Genomic DNA, 20,828 nt, shown 5'->3' with positions numbered 1-20,828 from the left:
CCAAGCTTATACTGAATAAACTTAAGAAATTTTTAATATTTATATTTTCTTTTATTTAAGAATTAAGTCTTATAGTATTTATTAGAAAGAAAATTTTAAGGAGTTGTTAAAATGCAAAACAATAAATCTTTAGCAATGCTATTTTCATTAATGCCTGGGGCTGGTCACATGTATATAGGGCTGCAGCGAAAAGGAATTCAAATTATGGCATCGTTTTTCTTAATAATTGGGTTAAGTGACTGGCTTCGTATTTCCTTTACTATGTTTTTAGTTCCAATAATTTGGTTTTTTAGTATATTTGATGTTCGAAAGCAATTAATGTCTGATAAACCTATTGCAGAAGATGAAGGCATCAACTTTGTATGTAAAGGTGATGAAGTAAAGTTAATAGCTTATGGACTTATAGTAATTGGGATTTTATCTATGATAAACAGAGTAGTATTTCCTGCGTTAAACATATATCTAGACATGAGAATTGAAAATTATATAAGAACTTCAATAGCTTCTATCTTATGTATAGGTATTGGAATAAAGCTTCTATCAGGTAAAAAATCTAAAAAAACTGGAGGAGATAAGCCATGCGCCAATGGACAACAGGATCTTTTACCTTAGGAATATCTTGTATATTTCTAGGCATTGTTCTTTTTTTATCTCCTTCTCAAGATATACTAACCCTTGTAATCTTTCTTAAATGGTGGCCAGTACTTTTAATATTGTTAGGTACAGAACTTTTAATTTCTAATTCTATGTGCCTTTTTTCATCAGAAAGATTTAAGATAAAAGGTATTAGTATCTTTTTAATACTACTAATACTTTTCATTTCTGCAGTAAGCTGCATACTTGTAAGCTTACCACAGGACGCTTGGATAAGTATTCAGCACACACAAAATACCTTTTAATAAAAACAAGCAGTAAGTAGTTATATATTATATATACTACTTACTGCTTGTTAATTATATATACTATTTAGAAAGTAAGTCTACATAAAAGTCCTCTGCTTTTACCTTTTCTTTAAGCATTCCCTTTTCATATAACCAATTCATATTGTCTTCCCAAACTTTCTTATCTTGAGTCGAAAATGGACTATCTTTTAATTCCATCTTTGGAAGTAAAGTATTCATACTTTCCTTTTCTACCGCTTCTATAAGAGGGAAATTATCCTTTTGTTGATTCTTTAATAATATACTTAATGCCTCATCTGGATTTTCCTTCGTAAAATTAAATCCTTTTTTGCATGCCTTCATAAATTTCTTTAAAGTTTCAGGCTTTTCTTTTAATGTATTATCACTTGTAACAAAAAGTAATTCATAATAGTTAGGTACTCCATACTTAGATGGATCGAAATAATTTATTTCATGTCCTTCATGTTTCATAACAGGAACCTCATGATTTATAAGTCCCCCAGTTGTTGCATCAACTTTTTTTGTAATCATTGCAGATAAAAGCTCAAATCCTACGTCTATTACCTTTACTGAATTTGGGTCTCCCCCATCTTCTTTTACCATTGTTTTAACATATTCTGTATTTAATGGATTCCCTGAAAATCCTATAGTTCTCCCTGATAGGTCCTTAGGAGAATTTATCCCCTTTTCTTTTAAAGCTATTATTACATTTAGAGGTGATTGCACTATAGATCCAATAGATTTTACAGGTACCTTTTCATTAGCTCTTGCAATTATAACATCAGGTTGATAGTATATTCCAACCGTTGCTTTTCCTGCTGCTGGTAGTGATAGTGGATCTGTAGGATTAGATGGAAATTTAATATTTACATTTAATCCTTCCTCTTTAAAATATCCCTTTTCTATAGCTGCATATATGAAGCTATGTACTGCATTTGGATACCAATCAAGTACCAAATCCACCTCTTCTAGCTTATTTGCCTCATTTTGATTAGATTGTTTACTGCTACATCCAGTCATTACTAAAAGTAAAAATGCTAATAATAATGATAAATACTTTAACTTTTTCATAATTTACTCCTCCTTTTAGGCTCTTAAAAATAAGTTATCATCCTAACTGATTACTTTTTCAAGATACCTTAATATAAAAATAAAGGTTATTCTCTATAAAAATCCCCTATTATTTTATTTTCTAAAATATTAATTACCCAAACTAAAACTATTGCTACAAGAGATAAAATCATTATTGGAGCAAAAACTGCCGCACCATCTAATTGAGTCATCATTCTTTTACTAAAATATCCAAGTCCCGATTGAGCTCCAAGCCATTCTCCAATTGCAGCACCTATTACGCTTAAAGGTACAGCTATTTTTAGTGCAGAAAAGAAGTATGGTAGTGCATGAGGAAATTTCAACTTAATAAAAATCTCCTTTTTACTTGCCCCAAAGGTTACCAAAAGCTCTTCCATTTCCCTTTTAGTAGAACGGAAGCCATCATAAGTATTTACAACTATAGGAAAAAAGGTAATAAGTATAGTTACTACAACTTTACTCCAAATGCTGTATCCAAACCAAAGTACAAATATCGGTGCTAATGCGGTTATCGGTATAGTTTGCGTTATTACTAAAATAGGATATATTGCTTCTTCAATTCTTTTATTTAAACTCATAGCTATAGCTAGCATAACTCCTAAAACTATCGATATTAAAAGTCCTATGAAAGTAACTAGCATCGTAGCAGGAAGATGGACTAAAAAAAGCGGCTCCCTAAGTTCCCAAGTTTTCATTAAAACTTTAGTAGGAGATGGAAGTATAAACATTGCATTTATATATCGTGCAATAATTTCCCAGGTAATAAAAAAGAAAATTCCTACAATTGCTGATGATTTATATTTCTTCATAACTCTACCCTCTGCTTTAATTCATTTATAAGTTCTTCTTTTATCTCAAGTATTTCCCTATTGCTTAAAGCATGTCTATCTCTTGGATAATTAAGGGGAACTATAACTTCCTTTACCCTTACAATAGGCTTTTCTGATATCACAAATATCCTATTAGATAAAAATAAAGCTTCTTCTACGTCATGAGTTATAAACAAGATAGTCTTTTTTAGATTAATCCATTGACTTAGAAGCCATTCCTGCATAGAAACCTTTGTTATAGCATCTAAGGCACTAAAAGGCTCGTCTAGAAGCATTACCTCTGATCCTGTTAGTAGTGTTCTGATAAAAGAAACCCTTTGCCTCATTCCTCCTGATAAATCCTTTGGATGTTTATCTTTATACTCATTTAGGCCAAAAATCTTTAAATATTCCTCTGCCTTTTGTCTAGCTTCTTTAACATTTCTAGAACCTACTTCCAGGGGTAATGAAGCATTTTCTAGAATCGTTCTCCAAGGTATTAATAAATCTCGTTGAGGCATGTACCCTATATGTCCATGTAAATCTTTAATATTATTATCACCTAATAAAATATCTCCGCTAGAAGCTTTTTCAAGTTTTGAAATCAATCTAAAGATTGTGCTTTTACCACAACCACTAGGTCCTATTATACTTACAAAGTCTCCTTTATTTATTTTAAAGCTTAGATTTTCTATAAGGGTCTTTGAATCATTTTCATATTTAAAGTTCACATTAGAAAACTCTAACATACTAATTACATCTCCTTGTTATAAGCCATGTCCCAAAACATATACTCATATTTACTTGTGTTCACAAATATTTCCTCTAGCTTTTCAAGCTCTCTTTTGGGTAGATCTTTTGTCAGTTCATCTACTAAGTCTATTACCCAGTTAGTTAGCTTTATATAATCCTCTGAAATATATCCTCTTATCCATTCTCCATAGAACTCGTGATCTACAGCTCCTGGAATTTTACTTAAATGTCTTCCAATCTCTAAATAACTCCACATACAAGATAATAATGACACAGTCAGATCTGCCAAAGTTCCTCTTTGAGATACAGAAAGCATATAATTAGTATAGGAAATATTAGCAAGGGATGCCTTTGTATCTCTAATTTCCTCCGGAGTAATTCCAAGCCTTCTCATATAAGATCTATGAATACTCATTTCACCATTTAATATTCCATTTACCATAGTGGCAAATCCTTTCATTACCTCTTCAGTATCAGCCTTAACTATACCCAGAGCATAAATTTTCGCATAATCAATAAGATAAATATAATCTTGAATCATGTAAAATTTAAATTTGTCCACATCTAAAGTTCCTTGTCCTATACCATCTACAAAAGGATGTTTGTAATAAGATTCCCAAATATCTTCAACACTCTTGTATAAACTTTGTGAAAGTTTCATTATTATTCCCTCCATTGCTCCTTTTAGTCGTAACACTTAATATTTGTAAGACTAATATTTTAAGGACCTGTAGAAAAATAAAAAGGTACAAATCTACAAAAGAGATTTGTACCTATATCCTCAAAATATATGTATATGTAAAACCTCTTCCTACGCTGGAATTATCCAGTTCAGGTTAAAAGGGTCTAAGAATTTCGTTCTTACTCTCAGCCAGCAACACCAGCCCCCCCGGGATTTTTTATGAACTTGTTATGTTTGACAATATGTAATACTATTAAAATCTAATCTTACATAAACTACTTTTCGCTTTAATCTTACAAAGTCATATTACCACAATAGCTTAAAAATGCCAAGACTTTTTTAAGTGATTAATATTAGAAACATAATTGGAGATTTTTATTCATACAAAAATAAGAGATGACTAATGTCATCTCTTACCATATATAATAATCTAATTATAATCAAAGAAAGTATCCAAAATACCGCTGCCCTAATTTTGACACCTATCTCTACGATAGGTGGGTGTCCTCACAGATGCTTTATAGACCTTGCCATTTATATTGGACTTATGAGTCAATTCACATCTAAATGTTGAACTCCCTTTTAAGTAATGTAGGTTCAAAATAAGAGCTTCACAAATATTTCAGAAATAAGGGATTAACCTTATGAAATTATTATATCAAATATCATCTAGATTGCAATAGGAAATTTAAGGCTGATGAAATTCTATTAAATTTATGTAAAGTATACATAAGTTAATCAATATCAAAATATTATAGAACACTTAAAATTTCATTGGAGGTGTTCATTTGGAGGTTATCGCAATTACAAAGGATTCTATAGATATTGGAAAAGAAAGAGTTTTAACTATACTTAGTTTATTTCCATTATGCCTAATCATCTTAGCTTTTATATTTGATAACCCTAAAAACATATGTAAAGGACTTTATAGAATAGTTGTAAGTCCAGACATACTATTAACCGATTATATATCAGTTGGGGGAATTGGAGCAACCTTTATAAATGCAGGTGTTTTAACCTTAGTAAACATTTTTATAATATGGAAATTAAAATTAAAAGTTAATGGCGCATTAATTGCATCTGTATTTACTATTATGGGCTTTTCATTTATAGGAAAAAACTTATTCAATGTCTGGCCTATATATTTAGGAGGATATCTCTATGTTAAGTACCAACAAATAAATTTCAAAAACATAGTAGTAATAATGATGTTTAGTACAGCTCTTGCACCAGTAGTAAGTGAGATAAGCTTTGGATTACATGTATCTATAAAATTAGGTCTTCCTATTGGCATACTATTTGGAATACTAATAGGATTTGTAATAACACCACTGTCATCACATCTTATAAAAGTCCATGATGGATATAATCTTTATAATATTGGATTTACAGCAGGCCTCATCGGTTCCATAATAACCTCTGTACTTAGAGGTTTTGGTCTAATAATTAAATCAACAGAAATATTATCAACTGAATATGACTCATTTTTAAAGCTGCTTCTCATTTCCTGCTTTATACTCCTTATTTTCTTAGGATATTATATAAACGGCAAAAACTTTAAAGGATATAAGAATGTCCTGCATTATTCTGGTAAAACAGTTACAGACTTTACACAACTTTGTGGATATGGTATAACATTTGTAAATATGGGAATTATGGGTTTAATAGGTATAGTTTATGTAATTATATCCAAGGGAATTGTAAATGGACCTATTGCCGCTGGAATATTAACAATGGTTGGTTTTGCAGCTTTTGGAAAACATCCTAGAAATGCTATACCTATTTTAATTGGAGTATTTATAGCAGCTAACATAAAAATTTGGGACCCTTGCTCAACTGTTGTTATAATAGGTGCATTGTTTGGAACAACCTTAGCCCCTGTTGCTGGAGCCTACGGTCCACTTGCTGGCATTTTAGCAGGTTTTCTTCATCTTTCTGTCGTTATGAATATTGGAGTTGTTCACGGCGGGCTAAATTTATATAATAATGGCTTCTCTGGAGGAGTGGTTGCTGCAATAGTAGTTCCTCTTATTGAAGCATTTAAGAAAGGAGATTAACCTAATGAAAAACGAGCTAAAAAAAATCTCTAAGATAGTTCAGGAACTAATGGACTTTTGTCTTTTAAATGGAGCTTTAAATTTAAATATATCCTTATCTAACACAGAAAATTTCTTTGAAATTATTGCTCACTCATATAACGTTACGTCCTCTAATCAAGAAATTAGCAATTTAAAACAAATTTTAAATTTAAAAAGACAAAGAGAAATCGAAGAATATTATTGGCAATTAGCTGGTAGCGATGAAGGCACTGATCAATTAAGCTTAATTGGAATGATGATTGATGAGGCGGAAGTTGAATTTTCTCCTCCAAATTTAACTATAAAATTAATACGATATAAGTAAAATAAGAGGAGACTATAGCTCTCCTCTTATCATTAAAACTTACCTAAAACTTTTCTCTATGGATCTTTTCATATTTTAAATCTTCTTCAGCATAAGGTTTCTTATCTTCATCTATATATCCTATGGATATTATGGATTCTACTACATAATTTTCTGGTATTCCTAAAACTTCTTTTACGTATTTTTCAGCACTACTATCTTCATCATGCATCCTATTTCTTATTTGCACCCAACAAGATCCTAATCCTAAATGCTCTGCTTCTAATTGAATTATTGTGGAAGCAATTGATGTATCCTCTACCCATACGTCAGTTTTAGTACTATCAGCAACAACCACAATAGCAAGAGGTGCTTCTGATATAAAGCCGCTTGCATGCTGCTTAGCCTTCCCTAGCTTTTCAAGCATTTCTTTATCTTCTACCACAATAAATTCCCAAGGTCTTGTTCCCTTTGCAGATGGGGCTAATAATGCAGCTTTTATTAAGCTGTCTACCTTGTCCTTTGAAATTCCCATGTTCTTGTACTTTCTTATACTTCTTCTTTTCATTAATAAATTAAGCATCTCATGTTTTCCTCCACTTCGTTTGAAATTTTTATTTACCGGGTTCCATGCTCATATCTACCATTTATTATATACCTTCACTTTTTAGTTTACCAGTAAAAATTACGATATATTCTGTTTATTTACTAATCATAAGTTATAACAACATTACATGTTAACATTTATAATCAAGAGAATTACATCTGGCTTTCATATACACCTCTATGTCTCTTTTGCATATTATGTATTGTAATACTAAAAAGGTGGAATACATGTGTTTAGAAAGACTTTAAATTCTAAATCCCTGCTAAATAATATAAACCTAAAGGATACTCCTGAGAATTTAACCAAAAATTTTTATGAATTATCTAAATATGTTGGACTTGACAAAGATTATGATAAAACTTTTGATAAAATTGCAGCTGTTTTGATATGCAATTATAAGGACAACAGCATTTTACCTACTGTGGCAAATGCTATTTTTTTACGTCATAGAAAGGGACTTTTCACTCATAATTTAATTTGGTCCTTTTTTGAGGCCAAAGAACCATCCAGCCTAAATCTAATTGGCAATAAACTTCAATCTTCAAATTTAAAGGATGTTAAGTTAGCAGAAGAACTTTTGTCATTTATACCTGAAATAAATAGCTACAGAAATACAGATAATCTTAATAAGTATTTATGCTTCACTAACTGGATAGAAGATAATCAATCATTTTTAAAATTTACCGGAGAAAGCTTTCAACTTACAACTACTCCATGTCCATACACAATAGTTTATCCTGCTAAATATATTTGTAAGAAAATATCCGTTGATACTGGGAAACCTATAACTCCTTTAACTAGATATGAATTCAGTCTTTTAGACCAATTTAATAAACTAGATGATGATTTCCAAAAGCTTCTTTCAAGCTTTTCACATGCCGTGTATCGTCAAAATTTATACTCTTGGAATACTTGGATTCATTCCTCCATTAACTCTCAAATAAGAAGTGCTAGAATGGGAGGAATTTATTATGATTAAAATTTCCGGAAAAAAACTTGATACAAAGGATATTATGCAAAAGTACTCATCAGATAGTATAGCAACTAAAATTATCAACATACTTAATTCAAGCAATAATGAATACGAATATACATCATTAAGTGAACTAGAATTTGAAATAAAATTTAGAATTAATATTATTAAAGCCTCTATGGAACTTTATAGAAGTGATTTCTCCTTTGAAGTTTTTGATGATGCTAAATGTAATGCTAAGTATTGGGAACTCACGCCAGAAGGAGGTTTTTTACTAAAAAATGGAGTAAAAGCTTCTGATGCTATTAGGGATATTTTTCAAAATGGAGATGAGTATGCTACTGAATGTGCTACAGCTATGGTAATTATATATTATAAAGCACTTTTAAGCATATATCCTGAAGAGTTATTTAATAAAGTTTTTCCTAAAATTCACTTAATGAATTGGCACTACATTAATAAAGAACTTCGTCATATAGGTTATGTCGAAAAATATCCTGATTATTTACCTGGTGATCGTAGGTATTTCAAAAATCCAGATGTGAATCCTGAAACCCCTGAATGGCAAGGCGAAAATGTCATCGACCTAGGTAATGAGACCTATTATGGTCATGGCATAGGCGTAGGAGATGCAGATGAAATTATAAATTCACTGAATGAAAATAGAAAAGAAGACTCCAAAACCTCTGCTTATTTTATGGATGTAGCCGCTCGCCCTAACTTTAAGCTATTATCCAGAATATATGACACCTTTGTTTCCCAAACTCAAGCCAGAAGGTTTAGGCACTTCTACCCAGCATAATATTTATGCCCTCCTTAGAATATATATCTATAAAGGTAAATATCGATATCAAACATTAGCCATAAGGAGGGCTTTATATTATGAGTATTTCAACTATCTTATTGCTTGGCTTTTTAATATTAATAACCGATTTTCTAGAAGGACTTACAGGCTTTGGATCCACGGTACTTGCTATGCCCTTTGCTATAATGCTTGTTGGAATAAACATAGCAAAACCCATCCTTACAATTGTAGGATTACTTCTTTCACTTTATGTTGTCATAATCTCCTATAAAGATATCTTATGGGAACACTACTTTAGAATTGTGACTTTTGTAGTTTTAGGTCTTCCAGTTGGTATGTGGTTATTTGATAAACTACCTGAGGACACACTAAAGGTGATACTTGGATTGTTTATGATTATAGTTTCTATAAGAGGATTAATCATAACTTATAAAGGAAGTAAACATAATAAACCTATAAATAATTCAATACTAAGTGTATTCTTATTTTTAGGAGGATGCATTCATGGTGCCTTTTCATCAGGAGGTCCCCTTGTCATACTTTACGCCTCAGAAAAACTGCCAAATAAAAGTAACTTCAGAGCAACTCTTTCTATGCTTTGGGTTTCATTAAACAGTATTATAGTATTACAAAGCGCTCTAAGTCATAGGATAACTCCTGATGTTTTAAAACTCTCCCTCTACACTTTACCATTTTTAGTAGCAGGTGCAGTCCTCGGAAATTTAGCACATCATAAAATTAAAGAAGGATCTTTTACTAAGATAGTCTATGTAGTTCTATTTATTTCTGCACTGTTTATGTTCAAATAAAAAAGATATTGCGACGTTTTTAATGCTCTGGGTCGTATAGAATTTTCATGTGAACTGCTAAAGGAAGAAATTCAGTCAACTGAATTTCTAAAGCATTTTAGGACCTAGCACATAAAAATCTTTTGGGCCGATAGCCCTGTGGGTTACAAGAAATTGTACGCAATAAATGAAAAAATCTAATTTATAAATTAAATATATGAGAGTATGATAAAAGATTCTTAATAAGAAATTGGAATGATTAATATTTTACGACCTATCGGTCTCGGGCTTATCAGCCCTTTGATAAGTGTAAATTTAAAGGAATTTCGTCAAAATGAAATTCCCTCCTTCAGCAGTGTGAATGAAGACATTTTAATGTTAAATTTAGTATTGGTTCTGCATTGTAGAAAGTATTGAATAAGCAATTAGAAGCTCTTTATCTCTCAATTTAAAACACCGTAAAGAACTTTCTACTGTCTGAGCTACAGCGAGTTTAGAAAGTTTAGGTGATTTAAATCGAGAGATATTAGAGATTCTTTGCACAATGAACACTTTCTTAAATGCAGAATCAATACGGAAGATTTAACATTAAAAATGTCGTAATATTTCTAAATGGTTCAGGTATGAAATAAGTATAACTTCTTACAATATAGATAATTATAATTATGTATGATTTATGCTTTATCTAAATTTAAATTTAATATACCCAATTACTAGAAATTAAATATTATTTAAATTTTATGAAACTATCAAAATAGATATTGTAAAAAGGGAGGCTTCAAAGTCTATGGATACAGAGAATATAGAACGTAAACAAATAGAAAATATTTATGGAAAACTTAGTCCTTTTGAACTTAAAAATAAATTAGTTACCCTTGCAAAGGATACTGCTGAAAAGAGCACCCGTACCTTACTTGATGCTGGAAGAGGTAATCCAAATTGGACTGCTGCTACTCCTCGTGAAGCTTTCTTTATCTTTGGATTGTTTGCTGTAGAAGAGACCCGCAGAGTATGGAATCAAGATGATTTAGCAGGAATGCCTCACCAAGAAGGTATTTATAATCGTTTTAAATCTTACATAGCAAGTCATAAAAACGCACCTGGGATAAAGCTTTTAGATACTATTGTAGATTATGGCATAGATCAGCTTGAATTTACCCCTGATGATTTTGTCTATGAACTTGCTGATGGAATCATTGGAGATAATTATCCTGTGCCAGATAGAATGCTTATACACACAGAAAAGATTGTTTATAAATATCTTGTTCAAGAAATGTGCTATAATAAGCCTCCTGAAGGAAACTTCAAGTTATTTGCTGTAGAGGGCGCTACTGCTGCCATGTGCTATATATTTGATTCATTAATTGCAAACAAGTTATTATCTAAGGGAGATAGAATTGCCTTAATGGTACCAATATTTACACCTTATCTTGAAATTCCTCATTTATCTCGCTATGATTTTAATGTGGTTGAAATTCATGCATCAGATACTTCAGAAGATGGAACTTCTACTTGGCAATATCCAAAATCTGAGCTTGAAAAACTTAAAGATACAAGTATTAAAGCATTATTTGTTGTTAATCCAAGTAATCCGCCTTCTGTGGCAATTAGGCCTGAATCCGTTAAACAATTAGTTCAAATCGTAAAGGAACATAATCAAAATTTAATGATTATTTCTGATGATGTATATGGCACTTTTGTAGATGATTTTCGTTCTTTAATGGCAGATTTGCCTTATAACTCTATTGGTGTTTATTCCTTTTCAAAATACTTTGGCGTCACTGGATGGCGACTTGGAATTGTTGCATTACATGAAGAAAACATTTTTGATAAGCTATTAAAAAACTTACCACAAGATAGTAAGAGAGAATTACATCACCGTTATGAAGCACTTGCAGGTGATCCAGAGGATATTTCTTTTATCGATAGAATGGTAGCAGATAGTCGACAGGTAGCATTAAATCATACAGCTGGATTATCAACACCTCAGCAAGTACAAATGGCTTTTTTCTGCTTATTTTCTTTAATTGACAAGGAAAATAAATATAAACAGCTTACAATAGATATTTGTAGACGTCGTCAAAAGCTATTATTTGATAGCTTAGGCTTAGACTTAAAAAAAGATCCTTATGATGCTTCCTATTACACAGAGTTTAATTTATTAGATTGGGCTTATAATTATTATGGAGATGATTTTGCAGCATATTTAAGAGAAACTAAAAAACCAGTAGATATTTTATTTCATTTAGCTGAAAAATCTTCTATAGTGCTGCTAGATAGTTCTGGATTTCATGGACCTGAATGGTCCGTTAGAATATCTCTTGCAAATCTTCAAGATGAGGATTATATAAAAATTGGAGAAATACTACATACTGTTCTTGATGACTTTGTAGCAGATTGGAAAAGCAAATTTTAATTTTTAGTTACTGATCTTACGCATTCATGCTGGTCAAAAACATAGTCTATCTTTTGGGTTAATAGTAAAGCGCTTAATATCTTTTAAATACTAAGAAGCTCCTGGATTTCTCCAAGAGCTTCTTCTAATTACTTTGAAATTATTTCCTTTAACAATGAATATCCCTTATATACCTTTACTTTTGCTAAAAGTTCTCCCTTTAATGCTTTATCTTCTAAATCCTTACCTGTATTTTCAGGCACAAAGTATTTATCTAATGAATAATCCACATTAATTCCAATAGCTTTTGGTATTATATATTTTTCTTTTTCCTTATCAAAGTTTTCATTTTCTTTGTCTGGCATCTCTTGAAGGGTATATCTATATTTTGCTTTAAGATATATTCCCTGATTAGGTTTATTTAAGGATACTTTATCCACTTCATAAAAACCCTTGTCTTCCTTTAAGATTACATATAAATCTTTCTTCCTAAGCTTTCTAAAAGGTTCATATTCTTCTGTATCATCTTTAATATTTAAAATACTGTCGTCAAGTTTATCTAAAGTGATCTCACTAATTTCATAGTTTAAATATACATAGTCTCCTCTAAACACATCTCTAGGATCAAAGGGTTTTGTTTTTATGAGAATTTCACTTCCCAAAGCATTTGTTATAGATGGTTTTATAGTCATAGAAAGCAGTACAATAAATGGTATTAAAAATGCCATTAGATATTTAAGCCATCTTTTTTTAATTATTTTTTTCATCTAAGGCACCTCCTAAATTCTTTCTAAGTCTTTCAAAGTAATAACCAAAACCTAATAATATAGCTCCTCCAACGATGAAGAATATTGATTTTGGCATGAAGTCATATAAGGTATCAAAATAATATCTCAAAATTAAAGCACACACAAATATAAGCGGTGTTAACATTCCCTTTTTAACTAAAGTTAGTAAATACACCAATAAAAGAATTCCACAGGTAATTGCTATAGCATTGCCGTTACTTATAAAGTTTAATTCTTGCCACGCATGTTTTGAAGTTAAAAATAGTCCGCTTATTCCCAGCGTTACAAGGCCTTCAAATTTAAATACCTCTAAGTTTAAGCTATGCTTTGTATAATACATGGCGAGACCTATTCCAAAGAAGATTAATATTACATATATAGCTTTCATATCTATATAATTTAAAAAGTATAGTAAGAAGTTTAATCCTACTAAGTTGTTAAAAAACGTTACTATTTTTGAAAAATTAAAATACTTATTTCCTGCATATAAAATAGCTAAAATTATTACTGAATAAACTATTATATTATTATCAAAACTTCCATTAATATAAACCATAAATAAAATGTGAGTAAATATAAAAATAATCTTTTCTTTTAAAAGTAATCCTATGGGTATTGCCCCTATTGTCCATAGGAGGAACGATTGAGTAAATTCTCCTCCGAAATGAAATATTTGTTCTATTAAAAATATCCCTGCCCCATAAATCAGCACACTTAAATACAATAATGCCTTTGAAGTTTTAGGGTACACCTTTTCCAATTTAAATGAAGCAAATATTGAAAGTCCAAGCGCTAAAATGATGATACCCACCTTAAACGGTTTATTAATATACATCCAATTACTTGAAACAAAACTTAAAACTCCAAGTCCTACTAAAATTGCTCCAATAGTTACTAGGATTTTTATAAAATTCATGGATGATTCTTCTTCATAAAAGGTCATCATGTCATCTACTTGTTCTTTAGTAATTATTCCTCTGTCCCTATGCTCATTAAATTCTTTTAAAATAAATCTGTAACGATCTTTACTCAATTTCTTCTTCATTATCTTTTCCTCCTTCCAAAAGGTCTTTAAATTGATTTAAAATATAATCCTTATCAAAAGAACTGTACCATCTTCTGTTGTTTCCATCAATTATCCTATAGTGAGAGCTTATTATATTTTTTTGAAGCCTAAACCTTCCTTGTGAACTAATATCTCTCCAAAACGCCTTGCCACCTCCCGTTAAATTTTTGGGTGTAGCCATATTTTCAAATATTATAGTTTCTATAAGCTCTATAGGCTCATCTCCTAAAACCATTTTTAAAATTTCACTTTCTCTAAAAAGTCCGCATACTGCAATTACAAGTGTCCAAGAAGCTTCCATTCTTTCCTTCTCTATTTGTATCAAAGTTTTCTTAGAAATACCCAACACTTCAGCCATCTTATCTTGAGAAAAGTTGTATTCACTCCTTATAAGTCTAAGCTTTTTAGAAACTATGCTTATAAGTTCCTCTTGCGTCAATCCCTCCATATTACCACCTCTATAATTTTGCTCAGCTAAAAATCTCATAGCTTTTTCCGTGTATTTTTATCTCTTTAGTGTAATTTTACACTATTAATATATGTTTTACAATATGCTTAGGTGAATATTTTTTCGACAAATATTATAAATTATATTACTGATTTTCATGGCTTACATAGTGACTATAATAAATAAAAAAAAGAAATTACAATGTAATTTCTTTTTCACTCTCTGCTCTCTAGTCCATAATTTCCAACAAAATTTTTGTTGTGAAAAACGACTAATTCTATATTTTATTAAATAATTTTTAAAATGTCGTGTTACTTTTAAATGCAGCCATGATTATCTCATCATAATATTTTCCTTCCTTAAATATCTCATCTTTTAAAATGCCCTCTACTTTAAATCCACATTTCTCATAACATTTTCGAGCTCTTTCATTGAAAGAAAATGTACTTAATCTTATTTTGTTAATATTCATATTTTCAAATATGAACTCCATTAGCACTTTCATGGCATCAGTTCCATATCCCTTGCTCCAATACTCTTTATCTCCAATCATTATTCCAACAGTTGCAACACGTGATATCCAGTTCACCTTTTGAATGCCACAGCCTCCAATATATTTATTAGTTTTTATATCTTCTATTGCAAAATTATATTCACCGCTTTGATTACCAGTTTGAGATCTTATCCAAGCCTCTTCTTCCCAAAAGCTCATTGGAAATGGTATAGTTGTAACCAAAAACTTTTTAAGCTCCTTATCATTAACAAAGGATGTTGCTATATCAATATCTTCTTCTTTATAAGCTCTTAAGCAAACCTTTTCCCCATAATACATTAACTTATCCTCCTAAAATTCAAAATCCGTTCCAGTATATTTTACCATAACCCTTTAGATCTATATAATAAAAAATTTATCAAGTAAAGTTATAACTAATTCTCCTTTAGCTTCATATTATAAATTAGAAGTTTGCTCAGTCCTAGCACTGGTCTCTACTAAATATATCATTTCTCAATTTTAAGATTTAAGAACTAGGAGAGGTGATTAAAGGATAATTACACAACTTTCATAAAGGATGATTTAGATGAGTGAAGTAAAAAAATGGACTATTTTAGTTTATGCTGATGGTAACAACGAAATGATTGATGTTATATACAAAAACATGCTAGATTGTGAAAAGTCTGGTTCTAACGAAAATGTCAATGTAATTATGCAAATTGGACTTATAGATTATAATAAAGCCATTGGTGCGAACAACTGGATTGGTGTAAGACGATATTATATAAAAAACCCCATATCTTACTTAATAGAGGATTTAGGAAAAATTAATATGGCTGACCCAAATAACTTATATAAGTTTATAAAATGGGGTTTTGACAATTATAAAGCTGAAAAATATATGATTGTATTGTCTGATCATGGTTCAAATTTTATAGGATGTATGACAGATTTAAGCCTAAAAGTACCTTACATTATGGGCATACCTGAAATGATTGAGGCTATTAACTCTGCAAGTAAAAGTTCAAATTGTGAAATCGATACATTGGTTCTTGATATGTGCTATATGAATTCTGTTGAAATTGTTTATGAATTAGCACAATATAATAAAAGTTCAGTTAAGAGCATGGTAACATACATTAGTCATGCCCCCTATGAAGGACTGCCCTATGATAAGTTCTTATCTTTAGTTACTAAACACAGTAATATAAATGGTTTAAACTTATTTCTCAAACACTTAATCAAGGACTTAAATTTATCGGTTACAGCGTATGAAATTAATCATGAAAAATTAGAAAAAATTAAAAGCTTATTTAATGATTTTGCATATCTCTATATTTATAGTAAGAATCCACAGAATCACTCTCTCTCTGATTTAATAAATAACCCCAATACTGAAAGTAAATTTTATGACTTTATAAAAAACATTAATGAATCCCTATTGTCGATTGTAATATATAGTAATGAAGATTTTAAGGGAATAAAGAACTCCATCGAAATAATTTCAGAGGACATTACAAGCTTGATATCTTTTTATTTCAAACTTTCCTTTGCTAAAAATAATCATTGGATAAACTTATTAACCACTGACTCACTAGGCTTTAATTTACTTCCTAAAAATAAAGTTAATGTAAGGCCTGAAACTTCATCAGAGCCAGTTTTGCATTATATATTACCTTTTAAAAAACAGTAACTTTGAAAGGATATTGCGACATTTTTAATGTTGAACGGCTCGTATGGAATTTGCTTTTAAGAAAGCGTTCGCTACACAAAAAAAGCTCTAATATTTCTTCCTTTTAAGGCGCCTAAGCCTTCTAAACTCGCCTACAGCTCAAACAGTAGAAGGCTCTATATGGCGCCTTAAAATCAGAAATAAAGAGCTTTTAATTGCTTGCTCAATGCTTTCTACAATGCAAATACCATACTTGTGCTCAACATTAAAAACCGTCGTAATATTTCTATACCTCTGCATTCTTTAAAAATTCCAGGTCTCTTTCTCTTATAAATTTCCCCATATATTTTTCCGGATTATCCTTCTCTAAAATGGATATTGCTTCATTTAAACTTACCCATTCCAATATAAATCCATTATTCTTTTCTTCTTCTGTAAAGGACGTTTCTTGATATTCTCCTACTACCTCACATAAATAACAGTAGGAAATTTGTAGCTGTTTGAAGTTATCCCTGTATTCAATTATCATTCCTAATTCATCTAGAACATCTACTTCAACACCAACTTCTTCTATTAATTCACGTCTTAATGCAGTGATTATATCTTCATCTCTTTCAATTCCACCACCAGGGAGCTTATGATAATTGTCATTTGAAACATTAAGTATTGCTATTTTATTTTCTTCATTAAATACAACGGCTCTTGAAGCCTTTCTTATTTTATAACTTATCTCTTCATAAGTTTCTTTATTTGTAATATCCTTTTCAGTTATTTCCCTTATTAATTTCATATTGTTATCTCCCTCAATAAATATTTTATTGCATAGCTATTTGTTATGCTAAGTTTCTTTGGTGACTCCTTGCCCCTATTTGCTAATAATATTAAAAATTCAATATTTACTTTTCTAATTCTTTAAAAAGTTAAAAAATTCATCAGTGAGACTTTCAGTTGACCATTTATTTATTTGATACACTCCGTTATTTGTTGTCACTAATCTTGCAGATCTTAAAGTGGATAAATGATGATGAAGTGAAGATTTTGGAATATCCAATTGTAAGGCTAAGTCCTGTAAAGTTTGTTCACTTTCAAATAATATTTTCATGATTTTTAATCGAGTTTCATCTCCTAATGCCTTAAACTTTAAAACAAGAAAATTATCTGGAGTTAATTTATCATCTGGGTAAATACTTTCATTGGAAATAGGGTAATAAAATACTTTAGTATTTTCAAAGTCTGCTTCAATATTCCAAGGACGATATATATAGTGAGGTACTAATAAAACTCTTGTAACAGAGGGCTCTGAAACATAATCTATACCTCCAGTTGCCCATTTAACAAATTCTTCTGGTTGAAGTTTATTAAGCATTGCACTTTTCATAACAACGTCTCTTTCAAGAATTTTTTCATAGGATTCTTTTTCTTCTAAAATCACTTCATAAAACCATTTTGTTATAACTGATATAAGATGCTCTTTAAGAAGATTCGAATCTACGCTAACAATAAAATCGATATATTTAGGAAAAAATATATTAGACTTTGTAATTTCAATTATTTCTTCTAGTGCTATTAAATCCCCTTTGGCTGCACTTAACCTAGTTTCTTGCATATCTATTCCTAAATATGGAATACAGTAAAATTTTAATTTTTCTTCACTAAGATTATCTATACATGTCTTAAAAGATTCTAAGTCCTGTTCTTCACAATAATGTAATAATTGCAACAGAGCCTTCCAGGTATTATGCTCTGAAACATATTCAAGTTCCTTTTTTAATTCTTGAGATTGTATTTTAAACGCCTTGTTTTTTAATGGCATATCTTTTTCAAGAGTATCTTTTAATCTTTCATTTGTAACTGCTGCAATTCCTAAAGCACTTTCTAATAACAGTGAGTATTTCATTTCAATTTGATATGTCTCTCTTTTTCCTTTTGATAAATCAATAATATTCATTCTATCTCCACCTTATTTAATTTATAGTTATATTCTATCATTGTAGAATATAAAATTCAATATTTATAGAATGTTTTGTTCAACATTTATGGAATGGGACACTCTATATTTTTAGAATGATAAATAAACATATTGTTTTAAATTTAACTAAAAAACAAAATGGCATTTTCTTTGTAGAAAACACCATTTTATTTAAATAGGTCTTTTATTTACTGCTTTTAGATTTTCCCTATGTATTTTTCTTTCATACTCTGTTTCAAATTCTATTTTTTCATTAACTTGTAAAGATTTTAAGTATTTGATTGTATTTAACAAATCTTCTTTTGTTATCTCCAGTGTATGACTTGCTATAATTTTCTTTGGATTATATCTTAAATAATTTTCTAATGTGCTAATATATGTATCAATATCATAACTTTCAACATATATTATAGGCTTTTCTAAGTTATCCCCCACATATAATATTCCTTCGCCATGGTCAAATACAGATATACAATCAACAGTATGTCCTGGGCTATAAAATAATTCTATACCATCATCTTCAAAAGCAATCTTTTCCTTGAAAGTTATATTTGGCAGCTGCTTTTCTGCTTTACCAAATACATACTCACCGTTTTTATTTATTTGATCTTCCCAAAATTCATCTAGTAACTTTCTACACAGTTCATGGCTTATTATATTATTTCCTTTAAAGCTGCAGTTTCCCCATACATGATCCCAATGAAAATGAGTGTTGATAACTATAACTTCTTTATCATGTGAAATTTTATTTATTTCATTTATAATTGGTTCCATGGTATCCGATCCACAAAAGGTATCAATAAGATAAATTTTAGATTTCTTTTCTATTAAAAAAACACTAGTTAAATAACTTTCAATTTCGTCATAAACATAAGCAGTAGATTTTTCACAAATTTGCTTAACTTCCATAGTCTTACCTCTTTTTATTTTATAGTTATATTAAAATGTCTTAAAAGCATCATAGCTTCTGGCATAGTAAATACTGCTTTCTTAACTATATTATTTAATGGGTTAATATCATAATCCTTGGCATCAGAAAAATTCGCCTTTGATAAATTCGAATTATCAAATATAGTTCCACCTAAACTTGAAGAAGTAAAATCACATTCTGATAAATCTGTTCCTACAAAATCACTTTCGAGTATATTGGAATTTTTAAACAAGGATTTTTTTAATGCCAAACTAGAAAAATTGCAGTTTTCAATTAACGAGTCCTGAAATCCAATTTCTAATATAAAGGTATCGCACTTATTGAAGTTTACTCCTACTAATTTGCAACCTTTAAACTTTACATTTCTTAGCTTCACATCATCATATTTCACTAACGTCAAATTACATTCATTAAAAGTACAGTCTTCAAACTTTGAGTTTGAAAAATCTGTTTGTGTAAAATCACAATTATTAAACTCACAATTTATAAAAGTTTTATTTGCTATATCTTCATTAATTTTTTTAAGCCCTTTAAATGTCAAATCTTCATATTCATTTTCTTGTGATAGTTCCATTAATCTTGTTCTCCTTTTAATATCTCTAATATCATAAGTATTTGATCCAATTAACTTTATTTCTTTCTCTATTATATTTTAATTAATATTAAAAGTAAATTTTAAAGGCACTAGAATTTTGCTCTAGTGCCTTTAAAGTATGTTTTAATCTCATAAAGATCACATAATTAACTATTTCTTATTAAAAATGCATGTTGTAAATATACTTTTAGTTAAATTCTTCAATTGTCCCTAGGTCAAAGAAAGTGGTTTTTACTTTTATAACATCAATCATTTTATCAGAATCTTTATTGAGCAGATAATTAATACTCTTGTTTTTGCTTATAAATTACAAATGGTGCTCTCCTTTCTAGAGAACACCATTTTAAAATTAGCTCATATATACATCTGTAACCTTTGCCACATAATCATCTAATCCTGATTCAGCCACCACTATAATAGACTTATTAGCATCACCAGAAATCTTAGTTCTATATGCTTCTCCCTTAACATTATCAGTATATTTATCTCTTTCTATACTTATTTCATTACTATTTGCTACCCCAAAATCCTCAAGTATTTGAGCAATTCTAGATTCTACGTTTCCTGTTGGACATTCTAATATTTTTATCCTTTCAATTGCATCATCTATTTTTGACATCATTATTCCTCCTTGAAAACTCTTACTTTCATCATTAGTATTTCCTCTTATATATCTTT

At 30.0% G+C, this 20,828-nt stretch carries 23 protein-coding genes, 1 other RNA gene and 1 riboswitch; of the genes, 9 read left to right on the top strand and 15 right to left on the bottom strand.

What is annotated here, in order from left to right; genetic code table 11:
- Window positions 1-111: 111 nt before the first annotated feature.
- Both BSD9I1_RS07625 and BSD9I1_RS07620 read left to right on the top strand, forming a co-directional pair.
- Entirely contained in the window at window positions 112-612 is a 501-nt protein-coding gene (locus tag BSD9I1_RS07625) for a hypothetical protein (protein WP_186429834.1), read from the top strand.
- Complete coding sequence (locus BSD9I1_RS07620) at window positions 579-899, top strand: hypothetical protein (protein WP_186429833.1); 321 nt, start codon at window positions 579-581, stop codon at window positions 897-899. The genes BSD9I1_RS07625 and BSD9I1_RS07620 overlap by 34 nt, the downstream gene beginning before the upstream one ends.
- A gap of 63 nt (window positions 900-962) precedes the next feature.
- On the opposite strand, the gene BSD9I1_RS07615 is transcribed toward BSD9I1_RS07620, so the two are convergent.
- From BSD9I1_RS07615 to ssrS, 5 genes are all read right to left on the bottom strand, one after another.
- Window positions 963-1,973: an ABC transporter substrate-binding protein gene (locus tag BSD9I1_RS07615; protein ID WP_186429832.1), complete on the bottom strand. Its 1,011-nt coding sequence runs from the start codon at window positions 1,971-1,973 to the stop codon at window positions 963-965.
- An 86-nt stretch (window positions 1,974-2,059) separates the two neighbouring features.
- Window positions 2,060-2,803, bottom strand: coding sequence for an ABC transporter permease (locus BSD9I1_RS07610; RefSeq protein WP_186429831.1), 744 nt, complete (start codon window positions 2,801-2,803; stop codon window positions 2,060-2,062).
- Window positions 2,800-3,552: an ABC transporter ATP-binding protein gene (locus BSD9I1_RS07605; protein WP_186429830.1), complete on the bottom strand. Its 753-nt coding sequence runs from the start codon at window positions 3,550-3,552 to the stop codon at window positions 2,800-2,802. Before BSD9I1_RS07605 ends, BSD9I1_RS07610 begins: the two co-directional genes overlap by 4 nt.
- Before the next feature lie 5 nt (window positions 3,553-3,557).
- Complete coding sequence (gene tenA / locus BSD9I1_RS07600) at window positions 3,558-4,217, bottom strand: thiaminase II (protein ID WP_186429829.1); 660 nt, start codon at window positions 4,215-4,217, stop codon at window positions 3,558-3,560.
- Window positions 4,218-4,347: 130 nt separating this feature from the next.
- Window positions 4,348-4,457, bottom strand: a riboswitch (TPP riboswitch).
- A 227-nt stretch (window positions 4,458-4,684) separates the two neighbouring features.
- Window positions 4,685-4,870, bottom strand: a non-coding RNA gene (ssrS, locus tag BSD9I1_RS07595) — 6S RNA.
- A gap of 156 nt (window positions 4,871-5,026) precedes the next feature.
- Between ssrS and BSD9I1_RS07590 the strand changes: the two genes are divergently transcribed.
- Entirely contained in the window at window positions 5,027-6,295 is a 1,269-nt protein-coding gene (locus BSD9I1_RS07590; RefSeq protein ID WP_242966441.1) for a DUF1576 domain-containing protein, read from the top strand.
- A 4-nt stretch (window positions 6,296-6,299) separates the two neighbouring features.
- Window positions 6,300-6,641, top strand: a complete 342-nt coding sequence (locus BSD9I1_RS07585; protein WP_186429828.1) for a hypothetical protein — start codon at window positions 6,300-6,302, stop codon at window positions 6,639-6,641.
- A gap of 43 nt (window positions 6,642-6,684) precedes the next feature.
- On the opposite strand, the gene BSD9I1_RS07580 is transcribed toward BSD9I1_RS07585, so the two are convergent.
- Complete coding sequence (locus BSD9I1_RS07580) at window positions 6,685-7,203, bottom strand: nitroreductase family protein (RefSeq protein ID WP_186429827.1); 519 nt, start codon at window positions 7,201-7,203, stop codon at window positions 6,685-6,687.
- Between the two features lie 253 nt (window positions 7,204-7,456).
- Between BSD9I1_RS07580 and BSD9I1_RS07575 the strand changes: the two genes are divergently transcribed.
- The 4 genes from BSD9I1_RS07575 to aspD all read left to right on the top strand — a co-directional run bounded on the left by BSD9I1_RS07575 (window position 7,457) and on the right by aspD (window position 12,209).
- Window positions 7,457-8,206, top strand: a complete 750-nt coding sequence (locus BSD9I1_RS07575; protein WP_186429826.1) for a hypothetical protein — start codon at window positions 7,457-7,459, stop codon at window positions 8,204-8,206.
- Window positions 8,199-9,002 carry a protein-glutamine gamma-glutamyltransferase gene (locus BSD9I1_RS07570; RefSeq protein ID WP_186429825.1) on the top strand — a complete coding sequence of 268 codons (804 nt, stop codon included), beginning with the start codon at window positions 8,199-8,201 and terminating at the stop codon, window positions 9,000-9,002. Before BSD9I1_RS07575 ends, BSD9I1_RS07570 begins: the two co-directional genes overlap by 8 nt.
- Window positions 9,003-9,082: 80 nt before the next feature.
- On the top strand, window positions 9,083-9,814 hold the full coding sequence (locus tag BSD9I1_RS07565) for a sulfite exporter TauE/SafE family protein (protein ID WP_186429824.1): 732 nt from the start codon (window positions 9,083-9,085) through the stop codon (window positions 9,812-9,814).
- Window positions 9,815-10,580: 766 nt separating this feature from the next.
- Window positions 10,581-12,209, top strand: coding sequence for an aspartate 4-decarboxylase (gene aspD, locus BSD9I1_RS07560; RefSeq protein WP_186429823.1), 1,629 nt, complete (start codon window positions 10,581-10,583; stop codon window positions 12,207-12,209).
- A 128-nt stretch (window positions 12,210-12,337) separates the two neighbouring features.
- On the opposite strand, the gene BSD9I1_RS07555 is transcribed toward aspD, so the two are convergent.
- The 4 genes from BSD9I1_RS07555 to BSD9I1_RS07540 all read right to left on the bottom strand — a co-directional run bounded on the left by BSD9I1_RS07555 (window position 12,338) and on the right by BSD9I1_RS07540 (window position 15,322).
- Window positions 12,338-12,955 carry a GDYXXLXY domain-containing protein gene (locus BSD9I1_RS07555; protein ID WP_186429822.1) on the bottom strand — a complete coding sequence of 206 codons (618 nt, stop codon included), beginning with the start codon at window positions 12,953-12,955 and terminating at the stop codon, window positions 12,338-12,340.
- Window positions 12,939-14,021 carry a DUF2157 domain-containing protein gene (locus tag BSD9I1_RS07550; protein ID WP_186429821.1) on the bottom strand — a complete coding sequence of 361 codons (1,083 nt, stop codon included), beginning with the start codon at window positions 14,019-14,021 and terminating at the stop codon, window positions 12,939-12,941. The genes BSD9I1_RS07555 and BSD9I1_RS07550 overlap by 17 nt, the downstream gene beginning before the upstream one ends.
- Window positions 14,002-14,490: a helix-turn-helix transcriptional regulator gene (locus BSD9I1_RS07545; RefSeq protein WP_207653894.1), complete on the bottom strand. Its 489-nt coding sequence runs from the start codon at window positions 14,488-14,490 to the stop codon at window positions 14,002-14,004. The genes BSD9I1_RS07550 and BSD9I1_RS07545 overlap by 20 nt, the downstream gene beginning before the upstream one ends.
- A gap of 298 nt (window positions 14,491-14,788) precedes the next feature.
- Entirely contained in the window at window positions 14,789-15,322 is a 534-nt protein-coding gene (locus BSD9I1_RS07540) for a GNAT family N-acetyltransferase (protein ID WP_186429820.1), read from the bottom strand.
- Window positions 15,323-15,569: 247 nt separating this feature from the next.
- Here BSD9I1_RS07540 and BSD9I1_RS07535 point away from each other — a divergent pair, with 247 nt between their 5' ends.
- On the top strand, window positions 15,570-16,676 hold the full coding sequence (locus BSD9I1_RS07535; RefSeq protein ID WP_186429819.1) for a clostripain-related cysteine peptidase: 1,107 nt from the start codon (window positions 15,570-15,572) through the stop codon (window positions 16,674-16,676).
- Between the two features lie 265 nt (window positions 16,677-16,941).
- Here the strand turns inward: BSD9I1_RS07535 and BSD9I1_RS07530 are convergent, their stop codons facing one another.
- The 5 genes from BSD9I1_RS07530 to BSD9I1_RS07510 all read right to left on the bottom strand — a co-directional run bounded on the left by BSD9I1_RS07530 (window position 16,942) and on the right by BSD9I1_RS07510 (window position 20,769).
- Window positions 16,942-17,445, bottom strand: a complete 504-nt coding sequence (locus tag BSD9I1_RS07530; protein ID WP_186429818.1) for an NUDIX hydrolase — start codon at window positions 17,443-17,445, stop codon at window positions 16,942-16,944.
- A gap of 114 nt (window positions 17,446-17,559) precedes the next feature.
- Entirely contained in the window at window positions 17,560-18,603 is a 1,044-nt protein-coding gene (locus BSD9I1_RS07525; protein ID WP_186429817.1) for a helix-turn-helix transcriptional regulator, read from the bottom strand.
- Between the two features lie 192 nt (window positions 18,604-18,795).
- Window positions 18,796-19,533, bottom strand: coding sequence for an MBL fold metallo-hydrolase (locus BSD9I1_RS07520; RefSeq protein ID WP_186429816.1), 738 nt, complete (start codon window positions 19,531-19,533; stop codon window positions 18,796-18,798).
- A 14-nt stretch (window positions 19,534-19,547) separates the two neighbouring features.
- On the bottom strand, window positions 19,548-20,129 hold the full coding sequence (locus BSD9I1_RS07515) for a pentapeptide repeat-containing protein (RefSeq protein ID WP_186429815.1): 582 nt from the start codon (window positions 20,127-20,129) through the stop codon (window positions 19,548-19,550).
- A 370-nt stretch (window positions 20,130-20,499) separates the two neighbouring features.
- Window positions 20,500-20,769: a hypothetical protein gene (locus BSD9I1_RS07510; RefSeq protein WP_186429814.1), complete on the bottom strand. Its 270-nt coding sequence runs from the start codon at window positions 20,767-20,769 to the stop codon at window positions 20,500-20,502.
- Between the last annotated feature and the right edge of the window lie 59 nt (window positions 20,770-20,828).

Source organism: Clostridium sp. BSD9I1, assembly GCF_900185645.1.
GTDB lineage: Bacteria > Bacillota > Clostridia > Clostridiales > Clostridiaceae > Clostridium_AK.
The sequence above is the reverse complement of the archived record's forward strand: the minus strand, read 5'-3'. Positions and strand labels throughout refer to the sequence as shown.

Coding starts and splice junctions, on each gene's coding strand:
- BSD9I1_RS07625 (WP_186429834.1), top strand. CDS start 112: ATGCAAAACAATAAATCTTTAGCAATGCTATTTTCATTAATGCCTGGG.
- BSD9I1_RS07620 (WP_186429833.1), top strand. CDS start 579: ATGCGCCAATGGACAACAGGATCTTTTACCTTAGGAATATCTTGTATA.
- BSD9I1_RS07615 (WP_186429832.1), bottom strand. CDS start 1,973: ATGAAAAAGTTAAAGTATTTATCATTATTATTAGCATTTTTACTTTTA.
- BSD9I1_RS07610 (WP_186429831.1), bottom strand. CDS start 2,803: ATGAAGAAATATAAATCATCAGCAATTGTAGGAATTTTCTTTTTTATT.
- BSD9I1_RS07605 (WP_186429830.1), bottom strand. CDS start 3,552: ATGTTAGAGTTTTCTAATGTGAACTTTAAATATGAAAATGATTCAAAG.
- tenA (WP_186429829.1), bottom strand. CDS start 4,217: ATGAAACTTTCACAAAGTTTATACAAGAGTGTTGAAGATATTTGGGAA.
- BSD9I1_RS07585 (WP_186429828.1), top strand. CDS start 6,300: ATGAAAAACGAGCTAAAAAAAATCTCTAAGATAGTTCAGGAACTAATG.
- BSD9I1_RS07580 (WP_186429827.1), bottom strand. CDS start 7,203: ATGCTTAATTTATTAATGAAAAGAAGAAGTATAAGAAAGTACAAGAAC.
- BSD9I1_RS07570 (WP_186429825.1), top strand. CDS start 8,199: ATGATTAAAATTTCCGGAAAAAAACTTGATACAAAGGATATTATGCAA.
- BSD9I1_RS07565 (WP_186429824.1), top strand. CDS start 9,083: ATGAGTATTTCAACTATCTTATTGCTTGGCTTTTTAATATTAATAACC.
- aspD (WP_186429823.1), top strand. CDS start 10,581: ATGGATACAGAGAATATAGAACGTAAACAAATAGAAAATATTTATGGA.
- BSD9I1_RS07555 (WP_186429822.1), bottom strand. CDS start 12,955: ATGAAAAAAATAATTAAAAAAAGATGGCTTAAATATCTAATGGCATTT.
- BSD9I1_RS07550 (WP_186429821.1), bottom strand. CDS start 14,021: ATGAAGAAGAAATTGAGTAAAGATCGTTACAGATTTATTTTAAAAGAA.
- BSD9I1_RS07545 (WP_207653894.1), bottom strand. CDS start 14,490: ATGGAGGGATTGACGCAAGAGGAACTTATAAGCATAGTTTCTAAAAAG.
- BSD9I1_RS07540 (WP_186429820.1), bottom strand. CDS start 15,322: ATGTATTATGGGGAAAAGGTTTGCTTAAGAGCTTATAAAGAAGAAGAT.
- BSD9I1_RS07535 (WP_186429819.1), top strand. CDS start 15,570: ATGAGTGAAGTAAAAAAATGGACTATTTTAGTTTATGCTGATGGTAAC.
- BSD9I1_RS07530 (WP_186429818.1), bottom strand. CDS start 17,445: ATGAAATTAATAAGGGAAATAACTGAAAAGGATATTACAAATAAAGAA.
- BSD9I1_RS07525 (WP_186429817.1), bottom strand. CDS start 18,603: ATGAATATTATTGATTTATCAAAAGGAAAAAGAGAGACATATCAAATT.
- BSD9I1_RS07520 (WP_186429816.1), bottom strand. CDS start 19,533: ATGGAAGTTAAGCAAATTTGTGAAAAATCTACTGCTTATGTTTATGAC.
- BSD9I1_RS07515 (WP_186429815.1), bottom strand. CDS start 20,129: ATGGAACTATCACAAGAAAATGAATATGAAGATTTGACATTTAAAGGG.
- BSD9I1_RS07510 (WP_186429814.1), bottom strand. CDS start 20,769: ATGTCAAAAATAGATGATGCAATTGAAAGGATAAAAATATTAGAATGT.